The organism is Paenibacillus sp. FSL M7-0134, assembly GCF_038007865.1.
Taxonomy (GTDB): Bacteria; Bacillota; Bacilli; order Paenibacillales; family Paenibacillaceae; genus Paenibacillus; species Paenibacillus polymyxa_B.
The window spans coordinates 3,000,406-3,014,331 of the sequence record NZ_JBBOXV010000001.1; the positions used below are offsets into that span (position 1 = coordinate 3,000,406).

Genomic DNA, 13,926 nt, shown 5'->3' on the forward strand with positions numbered 1-13,926 from the left:
TTGTTTCCCAAAATTAATGATGTGTTATACATACAAGTGGCTGGTACTGACCATAAGGACGAGATTTTTGAATTTAAGTCTCGTATTGCGGAAGAGGAGTCACAGAACTTTCTAATTGAAATTCCTATGTCACAAACAAGTGGACACTTGAAAAAATTGTTTCTAGGGGAAGAGCTGTCTATATTTTTTATGAGCGAGGGAGGTATTAAAAATTATTTCAATACCCACGTTACGGGTTTTAAAGAGGATATCCTCCGGATGGTTCGCATCCACAAACCTGCTCCAGACAGCATCAGCAAAATTCAGCGCCGAAACTTTCTTCGGGTTAAGGCCAACTTGGAAATTGCGGTAAAGCATGGTGAGAACGAGTCCAGATTTGTAGCAGAGACGCATGATGTGGGAGGCGGAGGCGTTTCTTTTCAGACCCAGGGAGCTCATCATCTTGAAGAAGGAGAATCATTATCTTGCTGGATTTTGGTCCCTTATAAAAACGGAACTCAAGAGCATGTTCCGTTCCAATCTGAAATTGTACGTATTCAGCAGATGGAAAACGGCCGCAGACTCATTATGCTGAAATATGAGAAAATTGCTGATCAGGAGCGCCAAAAACTGATTAAATATTGTTTTGAACGGCAGCTGGAATTCCGGGAAAAATCTTAATCATCCGAAATTTTTCTTTTTTAGTAACCTGTCGCTTATTTTGCATCGCCTATAAATGTGTGGTATAATTTTCACGTCGCAGGCAATGCCTGCTTTTTTCTTGAGGTTAGGTTAGGAGGAATTCCCTGTTGGCAAGGCAACATGTATCTTCAAGTAACAAAATAAATGTAGCCATTGATGGACCTGCTGGTGCAGGGAAAAGTACAGTGGCCCGCCTGGTGGCGAAAGCACTTTCTTATGTATATGTAGATACCGGCGCCATGTACCGAGCAGCAACGTGGTACATGATGTGTAAGGAAATTCCTGCAGAAAATGTACAAAAAGTGCTTCAGCATGTACCTGAGCTGGTGATTGAATTAGTACCGGACCCCACAGGCCAAAAGGTTTATTGTAACGGGGAAGATGTAACCACTGTGATCCGTTCGATGGAAGTGACTAGCAACGTGTCACAGTATTCAAGTATTGCTGGTTTACGTACACGTTTGACTGAAAACCAGCGTGAAATGGCTGCACGCAAGGGTGTCGTTATGGATGGTCGCGATATTGGAACAACTGTACTTCCCGATGCGGAAGTCAAGGTGTTCATGACCGCAAGTGTTCAGGAACGTGCCTCTCGCCGTTTTAAAGAACTGAGCGAAACTGATGATATCACTCTGGAGCAGCTAGAACGTGACATTGCGGCACGTGACAAGCTTGACGAGGAGAGGGAGGTATCCCCGCTTCGTTGCAGTGAGGACGCCATCGTGCTCGATACGACCCATATGGGCATTCAGGATGTCGTTGATACGATCGTATCTTATTGCTTAACGGAGAAGGATGGAGAGATCAGCCAATGATATATACTGTATGCGCCAGTATTTTGCGTCTCATTTACCGCGTTCTGTTTAGACTTGAGGCGGTAGGCAGGGAAAATGTTCCTGCCGAGGGCGGAGTACTGTTGTGTTCTAATCATATTAGTAATCTTGACCCTCCTACAGTCGGTATTTTGTTGAAGCGAAAGGTTCACTTTATGGCAAAAGCCGAGCTGTTTAATGTTCCTGTACTAGGTCCACTAATTGGGAAACTGGGAGCTTTTCCAGTCAAACGCGGTGGTGTAAGTAAGGAATCCATTAAGCTGGCATTGAACATTTTGCGTGACGGTAAGGTTATGGGGATCTTTCCCGAAGGCTCCAGAGGAGCTGGGGGAATCGGTAAAAAGGGTGCTGCAAGCTTTGCGCTACGCAGTGGAGCGGCTGCCGTTCCGGTCGCCATCATTGGTGATTACAAGCTTTTCCGTAAAACGAAAGTGTTATACGGTAAACCTGTCAATTTGGACGCTTACCAAAAGGGTGCCGATATCGCAGGAGATCCGCTTGAACTGGCAACAGAAGCAATTATGTCTCGTATTCGCACGATGAAGGAAACGGGTAAGCCTACGAATAACTGAAAGGCTTGCATGAATTGTGTCTAAGCTCGGAAAACTAGAACAAAAGTTTATTTATGTTTTGAACTCTGCCATGCGCAGGTTTAAATAAATGGTTTTTTTTGAATTGAGGAGGGTATTGACATGTCGGAAGAAATTAAAAATCAAGAAGCTGCTGAAGCGGCAAATCAAGACGAGCTCGATCAAATCGTCTCCCTGAAAAAAGGTGACACCGTTAAGGGTACAATCGTGAAATTGGAAGATAACCAAGCGGTAGTAAGCATTGGATATAAATACGATGGAGTTATTCCAATTCGCGAGTTGTCTTCTGGTCTGGATAACGCAGAAGAAGCAGTACAAGTAGGCCAAGAGGTTGAAGCTAGAATTATCAGCATCGACGATGGCAAAGAAAAACTTGTTCTGTCCAAACGTGCAATCGACAGTGAAAATGCTTGGGAAAAGTTGGAGCAACTGTTCGAAAGCAAAGAAGTATTTGAAGTCGTTGTAAATGATGTCGTTAAAGGTGGCATCGTGGTAGACGTAGGTCTGCGCGGATTCATCCCTGCATCCATGGTAGAACGTCACTTCGTTGAAGATTTCAGTGATTACAAAGGCCGCACATTGCGTGTTGTTGTAAAAGAACTGGATCGTGAAAATAACAAAGTGATCCTTTCTCAAAAAGACGTTCTGGAAGCAGAATTCGAAGCCAACAAGCTTAAAGTAATGGCTGAGCTGAAAGAAGGTCAAGAAATCGTAGGTACGGTTCAACGTCTTACACAGTTCGGTGCTTTCGTAGATGTTGGCGGCGTGGACGGTCTGGTTCACGTATCTGAAATTGCTTGGACTCATGTCGATAAGCCTTCTGATGCAGTTTCTGAAGGAGATCAAGTAAAAGTGAAAGTCTTGAAAGTAGATCCTGAAAAAGGAAAAATCAGCCTGAGCATGAAAGCTGCACAGCCTGGTCCTTGGGAATCGGCTGCTGGACAATTCAACAACAATGACATCGTAACAGGTGTTGTAAAACGTCTGGTTAACTTCGGCGCATTCGTTGAAATCGCTCCTGGCGTGGAAGGTTTGGTTCATATTTCCCAAATTTCCCACAAACACATTGGAACTCCACAAGAAGTTCTGGAAGAAGGACAAGAAGTGAAAGTTAAAATTCTTGAAATGAATCCTTCCGAAAAACGTGTTAGCCTGAGCATTAAAGAAACTGAGGAAGCTCCTGAAGCTGCTCCTAAAGCAGAAAGAGCACCACGTGCATCTCGTGCACCTCGTGAGGAACTGAATAATCCTAACGTTTCCCTCAATAATTCCGGTCTGAGCATTACGCTCGGCGAGCGTTTTGGCGATAAGCTGAACAAATTTAAATGAGTTTAAATCAATACATTTTATAATAAGCATAACGTACACCATCGGCGGACCCAGAGGGTTCGCCGATTGTTGTTACGTGACCATATCGCCAATAGGTATGTTTTTTGCTATGATGATAGCGGAAGAATTGACAGGAGGAGTGAATTTATGGCAAGACCCGTTGTGGCTATCGTTGGTCGTCCGAATGTGGGTAAGTCCACTATTTTTAATCGGATTATCGGGGATCGTTTGTCCATCGTGGAAGATAAACCCGGAATCACTCGTGACCGTATATACGGTATATCGGAGTGGAATGGTAAATCCTTCAGTATTATTGACACCGGCGGCATTGAGATTGATGGTGAGGATGTCATTTTAAAATCCATCCGTATGCAGGCCGAACTTGCAATAGAAGAAGCAGATGTAATTGTATTCATGAGTGATGCGAAAGCAGGAATTACACAGTCAGATGAAGAGGTAGCTCAAATGCTATATCGTTCGGGTAAACCGATCATCGTAGCTGTCAACAAGGTGGACAACCTCAGTCGCGCCGATCTGATTTATGAGTTTTATTCTTATGGATTTGGTGATCCAATCGCTGTTTCTGGTAGTCATGGAACAGGGATAGGCGACTTGTTAGATGCCATTACGTCCAATTTGCCTGAGCTGGAAGAAGATCACTATGATGAAGACGTTATTCGTGTTGCCTTGATCGGCCGCCCAAATGTAGGTAAATCTTCACTGGTTAACGCCATTTTGGGAGAAGAACGGGTTATCGTTAGTGACATTGCAGGCACGACGCGTGATGCAATTGATACACCTTTTGAAAAAGACGGTCAAAAGTATGTGCTGATTGATACGGCAGGTATGCGTAAACGTGGTAAAGTTTATGAAACGACCGAAAAATATAGTGTAATGCGTGCCATGCGTGCCATTGAGCGTGCAGATGTTGTACTGGTCGTTATTAACGGCGAGGAAGGCATTATTGAGCAGGATAAGCACATTGCTGGCTATGCTTATGAAGCGGGTAAAGCATCACTGTTTGTCGTTAACAAATGGGATGTCGTGGACAAGGACGATAAAACGATGCACCAGTTTGAAACGAAAATTCGCGATCACTTTCTGTTTATGACATATGCTCCGATTGTGTTCTTGTCTGCAAAAACGAAGCAACGCCTGCAAAAGCTGCTTCCTGTTGTACAGCATGTGGCGCAGCAGCATGTGTTGCGTATTCAGACACATTTGCTGAATGATGTAATTTCCGATGCGGTTGCCATCAATCCTCCACCAACAGACAAGGGACGTCGTCTGCGCATTAACTATGTGACCCAGGTTGCTGTTAAGCCGCCTACGATGGTTGTATTCGTAAACGATCCAGAAATAATGCACTTCTCGTATGAGCGTTATCTGGAGAACAAAATTCGCGCCGCCTTCAATTTTGAAGGAACTCCAATTCGTATCTTTACACGGCGCAAGTCTGACGAAAGTTAGGAGCGAATAGGTTGATTTTACAAATCGTTGCCATCGTACTCAGTTACTTGCTTGGCTCTGTCAGCTTTAGTTTGCTGTATGGAAAATTAAAAGGAATCGACATTCGCCAGCATGGAAGCGGCAATGCCGGTGCGACGAATACGCTGCGTGTGCTTGGAAAAGGCCCAGCTATTCTGGTGCTGCTGCTGGACGTACTTAAAGGGGTTATTGCAGTGCTAATAGGGCACTGGTTAGGTGGACAATCATCCTGGGTACCGGGTTTGTGCGGCATTGCGGCGATTGCGGGCCATAACTGGCCGGTATATTTTCACTTCCGTGGAGGAAAAGGTATTGCGACTGCTATTGGTGTATTGGCATCGCTTGCCTTACTGCCCGCACTATATGCCGGAATCATTGCGATACTTGCAATCGTAATGACGCGTTACGTATCCTTGGGATCGCTCATTTTTGTCATTTTGACCCCCTGGATATTACTCGTGCTTGGTTATGCATGGCCGTTATTCTGGACGGCTCTAATCATTTGTCTGTTCGCTGTGTGGAGACACCGTACCAACATAGTCAAGCTGGTACGGGGGAATGAGAATAAGCTTGGCTCCAAAGGAGGAGATCGTCTTGTCTGAGAAAATAGCTGTGCTGGTCGCGGGGAGTTGGGGAACAGCCCTGGCTTCCGTTCTTGCGGCCAATAACAACAATGTCTCTGTCTGGACGAGAAACGAGCAGCAAGCAGCTGAAATCAATGAGAAGCATACGAATGAGCATTATTTACCAGGCTCCATTTTGTCTGATCGCATTTCAGCTACAACTGACATGCAGACTGCGGTATCTGGTGCTAGAGCAGTGATTATCGTATCTCCTTCGGCTGCTGCTCGTCAGGTAGCACGTAGTCTGAAAGCTCATTTTAGCAAGGATATGCTGGTAGTGCATGCCATTAAAGGTTTTGAAACTGAAACGCTTAAACGTATGTCCACGGTGATCTCGGAAGAACTGGAAGTCGCGGAGGGCGATATTGCCGTGCTGTCTGGTCCGAGTCATGCGGAAGAAGTGGTGAAGAAGTGTCCTACAACGGTCGTTGTAGCTTCCTCCAATGAGAAGGCTGCACAGGCCGCACAGGGGCTGTTCATGAACTCCTATTTCCGCGTCTATACAAACCGTGATTTGCTCGGCGTGGAACTGTCCGGGGCGCTAAAAAACATTATCGCATTGGGTGCGGGAATGTCAGACGGACTTGGTTTCGGTGATAATGCCAAAGCGGCTTTATTGACTCGTGGATTGGCTGAAATTACCCGTGCCGGAGTTGAGATGGGTGCTAATCCATTAACCTTTGCCGGCCTGGCTGGTATTGGCGATCTAGTGGTCACTGCAACGAGTCGTCACAGTCGCAACTGGCGTGCAGGGTCCCTATTGGGACAGGGCCAGCAGCTTGATGCTGTGCTAGAATCGATGGGCATGGTCGTAGAAGGTATTCGAACGACAAAAGCTGCATACGCCATCTCTCAAAAATTAGGTGTTCAGATGCCTATTACAGAGGTGCTGTATGGAGTACTGTTTGAAGGACGTGACGTCCGTAAGGCCGTTGAGGCGCTGATGGGTCGCGATCCTAAGACCGAGATGGAAGTCATGCCACTTCAAACTTGGGAGCAATGGCATTCTTAAGGGTCGGATGAGCTTTAATAATATAAAGGCTGTCTCATGGTAGATTTTTTCTATAATGAGATAGCCTTTTTTAGTTAGGCGTTTGGCATGTCTTATGTACGCTTAATCACCTTTTGTCTCCGCCACTCATAGACTGAGTTGAGCAATGGCGGAGGAGGGGAGATTGTGAATAAAAACTTTCCGAAAGATGCATTGAAGGCCATTAACAAAAAAGGTGGCAAAAACATATCCGAAAATGCAGTGAAAAAGCTGGCAGGCACGGTAAAGGCGGACACGCTTCAAAGCGAAGCGCAACTGCGTCAGCTTATCAAGCAGGTGTCTGCGATGGCCAACATTCCGGTGTCGGAAGATACAGTAAGGGATATCGTTGGTGCCGTCAAAAAGAGCGGAATGAATCCTTCCAATATGGAAGCGTTGATGAAAATGATGATGAAAAAATAGACCGCTGGCCGCACGCCGGTTAGTATTATTCACCGTGAACCGGGAAGGTTCGCGGTTTTTTTTATATTTTGGAGCAGCTAACCTCTTTTTCAGTACACAAAATATCGAACTGCCCTGTCGAACATGTTATAATGATGCCCATCAGGAAACGGAAGGAAAGACAGCAAAGGAGGAAACGATGTTGAAGGAGGCAATATCATCAGTGTTAGTAGACAGGCTTCCTCACAATCTGGCAGTTGCGCTGAGTAGCTTGGCTGAGAGCTGGTCAAAAGTGTCGGTTCCGTGGATGCTGGGGGGGAGCTGTTCACTACTTGTGCAAGAAGTTGAACTGGATCGCCTGCCTCGGGACATTGATATTTATGCGGATATTCATGCTGCAAAGCAGCTCCATGCGCACCCCCTGGGTATGAGTATAGATCGACAGCAGGTTGACCGTAGCGGCTCTTACGTTTCATTGCTGAGCCACTATGACTTGGAGGGTTTTCCAGTCGAGTTGGTGGGGGGATTTGAGGTATTATGTGGCGGAGCGTTATACCGCTTAGAGATCGAGCGACTACTTTGGTCGGCTGGGGTTCAGCTTGAGCTGGGGAGTGCTTCACTGCGTCTGATGCCGCTCAGTCATGAACTTTTATTCAATATATTGCGAAATCGACCCGACCGATATAAAGCGATTGCAGATGTTATGAAGCGCGACCCGCGACGTCATATCATTGTACTGAAGCAGCTACTAGTCAGTAATATTTGGAATGAGGAGCAATTGGACAAGCTTGCAGAACTTCTGCCTTGGCCAGAGTTGCACTCCGTCATCCTGATGGGCAATGAAGTATAAGCTGTGTGTGTTAGGAGAAAGACGACTGGAGGACCGTTCATGAATGTGCAGATTATGTTCAAGCCGTCAGGCAGGCGCGTACAGGTCGGTCAGGGTACGTCATTGCTTCAGGCTGCCCGTAAAGCGGGTGTATATATTCCCACTCGTTGTGACGGAAAAGCAGCCTGTCTGATGTGTAAGGTACAGATATCACCGGAATGGGCTGAATTCGCAGGCCAACCCAGCGATGCAGAGCAGCGTAAGCTGGGACCTTTACTGGATGAAGGAATACGCTTATCCTGCCAGGCGCGTGTCCAAGGCGATATGCAGGTAACCGTACCGGAGGATAGGCTTAAGGCGGCTATCAGGCGGCAACTGGAGCGTCAGGCGATGGATGATGAACTGTGGTAATGCCGATTATATCAGGAGAATAAAAAAGGATGGTTTCCGACGACTCTAAACGGTCAGGAGAAACATCCTTTTTTTATTTAGTCTAGCGACGAAGTCATGGGAGAGTCTTGCCCCGCATATATTAGGTGAGTGGACCCAAACGTAAAATATCGTTTCTGCAATGATCGCTGTGTCGTAATCTATTTTTTAAAAAACTAAACATATTTTACGGAGGGGATACATATGATGGTATCAGTCCAAATGCATGTACGAGTTTACGCCGTTTCGCCGATTCCATCAGTCTCCTGAATCTCGGCGGCGGACGACTTCCGGGCATTTTAAAGGCTGTTCTGCCGCATCTGGGATCAAGCAGTTGGTTGAACACGAAGCGGATGCTCTTTAAGCATTTTTCCTTCGGAGACTTTTGAGGAGGGGATTTCAATGGAGAAAGTGGACATTTTTAAAGACATTGCCGAACGCACCGGAGGAGACATTTATCTTGGGGTCGTCGGCGCAGTCCGAACAGGAAAATCAACGTTTATCAAGCGGTTTATGGAGACGATTGTTCTGCCGAACATTACAAGTGAGGCGGACCGTGCCCGCGCCGTAGACGAGTTGCCGCAAAGTGCGGCAGGCAAGACGATCATGACGACGGAGCCTAAATTTGTACCGAATAATGCCGTCCAGATCAAAGTAACGGAAGGACTGGACGTGAATGTACGTCTGGTTGACTGTGTAGGATATGCAGTAGAAGGAGCAAAAGGGTACGAGGATGAAAATGGTCCGAGGATGATCTCCACACCATGGTTCGAAGAACCCATTCCTTTTCAGGAAGCGGCGGAAATTGGTACACGCAAGGTTATTCAGGAGCATTCGACGCTCGGTGTGGTAGTCACTACAGACGGCACGATTGCGGAAATCCCGCGCAGCTCTTATGTAGAGTCGGAGGAACGCGTCATTGAGGAGTTGAAGGAAGTTGGCAAGCCATTTGTTTTGGTTATCAACTCCACGCATCCGCGCAGTGATGAAACACTCCAGCTTCGCAGTGAGCTGGCTGCCAAGTACGATATACCAGTTATGACACTCAGCGCGGCGACTATGACGGAAGATGATGTTACAGGCGTACTTCGTGAAGTATTGTATGAATTTCCGGTGCATGAGGTGAATGTAAACCTGCCGAGCTGGGTCATGGTACTGAACGAAGAGCACTGGCTGCGTAGCAATTATGAAAATTCCGTTCGCGATACGGTTAAAGATATTCGACGTCTGCGTGATGTAGATCGAGTGGTTGGCCAGTTTATGGAATATGAATTCATCGACAGGGCCGGATTGAGCGGGATGAATATGGGGCAGGGCGTAGCTGAAATTGATCTGTATGCTCCCGATGAGCTATATGACCAGATTTTGGTCGAAGTCGTCGGGGTAGAGATTCGCGGCAAGGATCATTTGCTGCAAATGATGCAGGATTTTGCCCATGCCAAACGGGAGTACGACCGCTTCGCCGAGGCGCTGGAAATGGTCAAGACAACGGGATATGGCATTGCAGCGCCGTCGTTGTCCGAAATGGCACTAGACGATCCGCAGTTGATTCGTCAGGGCACAAGGTTTGGTGTGCGGCTCAAGGCAACAGCACCTTCTATACACATGATCCGTGTGGATGTGGAATCGGAATTTGCTCCGATTATCGGAACAGAGAAGCAAAGTGAGGAGCTTATGCGCTATCTGATGCAGGATTTTGAGAATGACCCAATCAAAATTTGGGAGTCAGACATTTTCGGACGTTCGCTGCATTCCATTGTACGGGAAGGCATTCAGGGTAAAATCGCTATGATGCCGGACAATGCACGCTATAAGCTGCAGGAAACGCTGGGTCGTATCATTAATGAAGGATCCGGCGGTCTCATTGCTATTATTCTTTAAGGCTAAGCCACACCCAAAAAATGTATATGAGAAATACCGTGGAGAGCAATTGGCTCTCTATGGTTCGCAAAAACAAAATATTAGACTGACTTCTAAAACCAGACAGGGGTAGCCATGGACGAGAAAATAAAGTCCTAGACTACCTCTGTTTTTATTGAGCTTTTCGTTTCTCCTAGCGGGATTTAGGTTCAAATGTAACAATCCGATTAATGAGTTTCACAACGTGATTACCCTGGTAGTCATTTTCATATTTGGTCTCTTCCAACGTAGCACCGAGGCTTATTTAATTTGCAATGAACGATTCTTATAATCGATATAGCAATTGACTGGCTATTTATTAAAAGCGTTGTTCTGGCATTCGGCAGGACACCCCAAATATTCAAATACTCTGCGTCCAGGTTCGTCAATCGGTAAGTACACTTCAATTCCAGGATACATGTGGCTGCTTACAGAAAGATGAATTTGCTTGTAGCGAATGGGGACTAAATCGGCCATGGCTCCCATTCTGGCCAAAATGATTTTAGAGTGCTCAACTTCATTTGATGAGTCCTTTGGCTGCATACTCCAATATTTATTAAGATCGTCGTATTTTCGAAATCTGTCAATTAACTTTTTATACCAATGGTCGTATCGGGAAAACATGTTATATCTTTTGAAAGCTTGTATCCCGTAAATAGCATGAGACTCCCACTCTTCGAACGACTCAGCATCGAAGGTAGAACGGGGACGAATGGAAAAATCGGAGTTAAAATGAAAATCAACTTTATTCAGTTTTCCATTCATAAAAGAATCGGAGGGGATATCAAATAAATGGCGAAACGGCTCATTTAACCCCTTGATATCTAAGGTATGAGTAACGATCATTGCCGGAAATGGCAAATTACTCATGATCTGCTGCGCTTGCTCCAGAGCCAGCTCCAGAGACCGTCCCTCCAATTCGTAATGGATCGGAAGATAATCAGCGGCGAGGAGAAGATCATTGCGCTCATCTGAAGTGCACTCCAGATACTCAGCAATATGGATCATCGTTTGCCGATCCGGTATTCGACGAGACCGTCCAACCAATAGATTTTTATACGTAGGACATGCCTCATCATTAAGCTCCTGCTGAGTAAATCGTTTCAATAACGGGTGAGATAGCTCAGTATATTCCCGTTGACGTTTCATGCGAACAGCTTCAATCTCTCCCAATACGATTTTTAATGGTTTATATTGGAAGTCCTCGTCCTTGTGCATGGTCATCCTTTTTCAATCCTTTTCATAATGAGGTGTAGTTCTACACTTGGTGCAGATGATTCCCTACAGTATACTACATTGTGAAAAAGGTGAGCTATTTACAAGAGGTTCTCAATGATAATCATGGAGGAGATCGTATGATTCGTGCAATTGTAACAGATCCGTTTGCTTCAGGATATTTCGCGATAAAGGAAGCTGTCGCCCCACAGGCCCAGCCTTGGGAAGCGATCGTTCAAGTACAGGCCTTCTCTCTTAATCGGGGTGAAGTTGTAGATGCAAGGAATAATGGAAGACAGATCAGACCAGGCTGGGATTTTGCTGGGATTGTCATCGAGCAGGCCAAAGATGGCACGGGTCCGAAACAAGGAAGCCGTGTGGTAGGCCTTCTCCAAATGGGAGCATGGGCCGAACAAGTTGCTGCCCCTACTTCATTACTGGCTGAATTTCCCGATGATATTACCTTCGCCCAGGCTGCTACTTTACCGGTAGCCGGTCTGTCAGCGCTCTATACGCTTAGAAAAGGAGGAATGCTGCTCGGTAAGCGAATATTGATAACTGGCTCGACTGGCGGAGTGGGGATTTTTGCACACCAGCTAGCAGCGCAATCAGGAGCTTTTACAGTAGGTGTAGCCAGAACCAAGGAAAAAGCTCTACTTGTTCAAGAGGCTGGTGCTAATGAGGTTATCGTTGGAGATACGGCGATTTCATCGGTTGATACATTTGGACCTTATCATCTAATTTTGGATTCAGTAGGTGGTGATACGCTAGCTGCATTACTACCTCAGCTTGTGCCAGAAGGGATTTGTGTATCCATGGGACATTCGTCCTCACCTTACGCAACGATTAATATCAGGGGCTTAGGGGGTAGGACCTTGTACAGCTTCTTTCTAGGTGAGGAGATAAATCGCTATTCGCCAGCGGAAGATCTGAAATTACTAGGTGAGCTTGTTTCAAAAGGCCAGTTAGTACCAAGGATCGAAGTGGAGGCATCGTGGAAGGAAATTGGAACTATTGCTCAACAACTGATAGATCGGAAGTTTTCTGGTAAAGCAGTGCTCCAAATAAGTTAGATGGGAGCGTCCTCATATTGAAAATGACAAGGAGATTGTATCTCCAGGCTAGTCTCCGCTCATGATGTTCACATTTTAAGCATAAGCAAAAATCGACCCTGTGGCGTACCCTGTCAAATAGAGAACTAAAAAGACACCTCTATGCAGCAACCGTTCCCCGTTATTCAATCGGGGGCGGTTGTTTAATTTTTTTTTTGGAATTGTCGTATTTTGTCATATGTAGTCGGAATTTTTTCTATATTTCATAAAACCTATTTACATACTTGGTTTAAAGCGATATATTAAGTATCAAATTTGAATTATTTTGTGGATTGAACGAGGGGGAAATGAAATCATGAATATCCAAAAAGAGCTCCAAAGAAACAAAAAGCTAGGGCTGGGGGCTATCATGCTACTGGTGCTGGTTTTGCTGGTCACTGCATGTGGCGTGCCGAAGACAGAGAGCGGCACTCAAGGGACAAGCACTGCAGGATCGAATACAACAAACGGAAAAACGGACAATTTAAATCTAAAGGGTAAACGGGTTGCGTTGATCATGGAGTTTAACACGGGCACATTTTCGCAACAGTATGTTCAAGGTGTGGAAGAGGAAGTTAAGAAATTTGGCGGTACGCTGACTAAGTTTGTGGCAGATAACGATAAGGCTAAAATGGCTTCTCTGCTTGATAGTGCGATTAACCAGCAATTTGATGTCATTTTGACTGATCACGGTGATGCATTGCTGGAGACAGGGCTGAAAAAGGCAATTTCCCGCAATATTCCGGTTATCGTGTTTGATGCTGCCGTCAATGTTCCGGGTGCGGTAGTGCTCTCACAGGATGACCAAAGCATGGCTGAGCTGACGCTGGAGCAAATGAAAAAGGATATCGGTGGCAAAGGCAACATTGTGAAAGTATGGGTTGCCGGATTTGCACCGATGGAACGTCGTCAGGTTGCTTATGGTGCATTTTTGAAATCCAATCCAGATATTAAAGAAATTGCGACTTTTGGTTCGGCTCAGAATCCTGCGTTGGATACGCAAGCCAAAATGGAAGCTGTATTAAAGCAATATCCTAAGGGCGAAATTACAGCCGTCTGGGCGGCGTGGGATGAGTTTGCCAAAGGTGCAGCCCGTGCCATCCAACAAGCGGGACGTACGGAAATTAAAGTCTACGGCATTGACATGAGCGACGAGGACTTGCAAATGATCCAGGACCCGAAAAATCCTTGGGTGGCCTCGGCAGCCGTAGATCCAACAGATATCGGGCGCGTACAAGTGCGCTATGCATATCAGAAGTTGCATGGGGATAATCCGGAGGAGAAAGTTGTACTGAAGGCTGTATATGTGCAACGCGAAGCGCTGCCAGATAAGCAAATTTCCACATCCGAGCTGTCCCAATATGTGAAGGGATGGGGCCAAAGCGAGCAGGGCTATAAGGATTGGATGAAGGAATATGAAACGTCCAAATAAAATGTTTGCATAACGCAAAGGCGCGCTTCGGCGCGCTTTTATCATAAGCAGGCGT

At 46.0% G+C, this 13,926-nt stretch carries 14 protein-coding genes; 13 read left to right on the forward strand and 1 reads right to left on the reverse strand.

Annotated features, from left to right (window positions below; translation table 11 throughout):
* From NSQ58_RS13415 to spoIVA, 11 genes are all read left to right on the forward strand, one after another.
* Window positions 1–660, forward strand: a complete 660-nt coding sequence (locus tag NSQ58_RS13415) for a flagellar brake protein (protein WP_023989188.1) — start codon at window positions 1–3, stop codon at window positions 658–660.
* Between the two features lie 128 nt (window positions 661–788).
* Window positions 789–1,496, forward strand: a complete 708-nt coding sequence (gene cmk, locus NSQ58_RS13420; protein ID WP_023989187.1) for a (d)CMP kinase — start codon at window positions 789–791, stop codon at window positions 1,494–1,496.
* Complete coding sequence (locus NSQ58_RS13425; protein WP_069079974.1) at window positions 1,493–2,086, forward strand: lysophospholipid acyltransferase family protein; 594 nt, start codon at window positions 1,493–1,495, stop codon at window positions 2,084–2,086. The genes cmk and NSQ58_RS13425 overlap by 4 nt, the downstream gene beginning before the upstream one ends.
* 120 nt (window positions 2,087–2,206) lie before the next feature.
* Window positions 2,207–3,433 carry a 30S ribosomal protein S1 gene (gene rpsA / locus NSQ58_RS13430; RefSeq protein WP_013371699.1) on the forward strand — a complete coding sequence of 409 codons (1,227 nt, stop codon included), beginning with the start codon at window positions 2,207–2,209 and terminating at the stop codon, window positions 3,431–3,433.
* 147 nt (window positions 3,434–3,580) lie between these two features.
* Window positions 3,581–4,903, forward strand: coding sequence for a ribosome biogenesis GTPase Der (gene der, locus NSQ58_RS13435; RefSeq protein ID WP_013310744.1), 1,323 nt, complete (start codon window positions 3,581–3,583; stop codon window positions 4,901–4,903).
* A gap of 11 nt (window positions 4,904–4,914) precedes the next feature.
* Entirely contained in the window at window positions 4,915–5,523 is a 609-nt protein-coding gene (plsY, locus tag NSQ58_RS13440; RefSeq protein WP_025723065.1) for a glycerol-3-phosphate 1-O-acyltransferase PlsY, read from the forward strand.
* Window positions 5,516–6,556, forward strand: a complete 1,041-nt coding sequence (locus NSQ58_RS13445) for an NAD(P)H-dependent glycerol-3-phosphate dehydrogenase (RefSeq protein WP_023989185.1) — start codon at window positions 5,516–5,518, stop codon at window positions 6,554–6,556. Before plsY ends, NSQ58_RS13445 begins: the two co-directional genes overlap by 8 nt.
* Window positions 6,557–6,721: 165 nt before the next feature.
* On the forward strand, window positions 6,722–6,997 hold the full coding sequence (locus NSQ58_RS13450; RefSeq protein ID WP_013310741.1) for a stage VI sporulation protein F: 276 nt from the start codon (window positions 6,722–6,724) through the stop codon (window positions 6,995–6,997).
* Window positions 6,998–7,175: 178 nt separating this feature from the next.
* Window positions 7,176–7,826, forward strand: a complete 651-nt coding sequence (locus tag NSQ58_RS13455; protein ID WP_068941592.1) for a hypothetical protein — start codon at window positions 7,176–7,178, stop codon at window positions 7,824–7,826.
* Between the two features lie 39 nt (window positions 7,827–7,865).
* A complete protein-coding gene (locus NSQ58_RS13460; RefSeq protein ID WP_028540631.1) occupies window positions 7,866–8,216 on the forward strand; it encodes a 2Fe-2S iron-sulfur cluster-binding protein in 351 nt (116 codons plus the stop codon).
* Window positions 8,217–8,636: 420 nt separating this feature from the next.
* On the forward strand, window positions 8,637–10,115 hold the full coding sequence (gene spoIVA, locus NSQ58_RS13465) for a stage IV sporulation protein A (RefSeq protein WP_023989182.1): 1,479 nt from the start codon (window positions 8,637–8,639) through the stop codon (window positions 10,113–10,115).
* A gap of 330 nt (window positions 10,116–10,445) precedes the next feature.
* Here spoIVA and NSQ58_RS13470 read toward each other — a convergent pair whose 3' ends face one another.
* Window positions 10,446–11,357 (reverse strand): MmyB family transcriptional regulator, encoded by a 912-nt coding sequence (locus tag NSQ58_RS13470; RefSeq protein ID WP_341057573.1) that lies wholly within the window; start codon window positions 11,355–11,357, stop codon window positions 10,446–10,448.
* A 131-nt stretch (window positions 11,358–11,488) separates the two neighbouring features.
* On the opposite strand from NSQ58_RS13470, the gene NSQ58_RS13475 reads away from it, so the two are divergent.
* Window positions 11,489–12,421, forward strand: coding sequence for a zinc-binding dehydrogenase (locus tag NSQ58_RS13475; protein WP_341057575.1), 933 nt, complete (start codon window positions 11,489–11,491; stop codon window positions 12,419–12,421).
* 334 nt (window positions 12,422–12,755) lie between these two features.
* Window positions 12,756–13,871, forward strand: a complete 1,116-nt coding sequence (locus NSQ58_RS13480) for a sugar ABC transporter substrate-binding protein (RefSeq protein ID WP_013310735.1) — start codon at window positions 12,756–12,758, stop codon at window positions 13,869–13,871.
* Window positions 13,872–13,926: the final 55 nt, after the last annotated feature.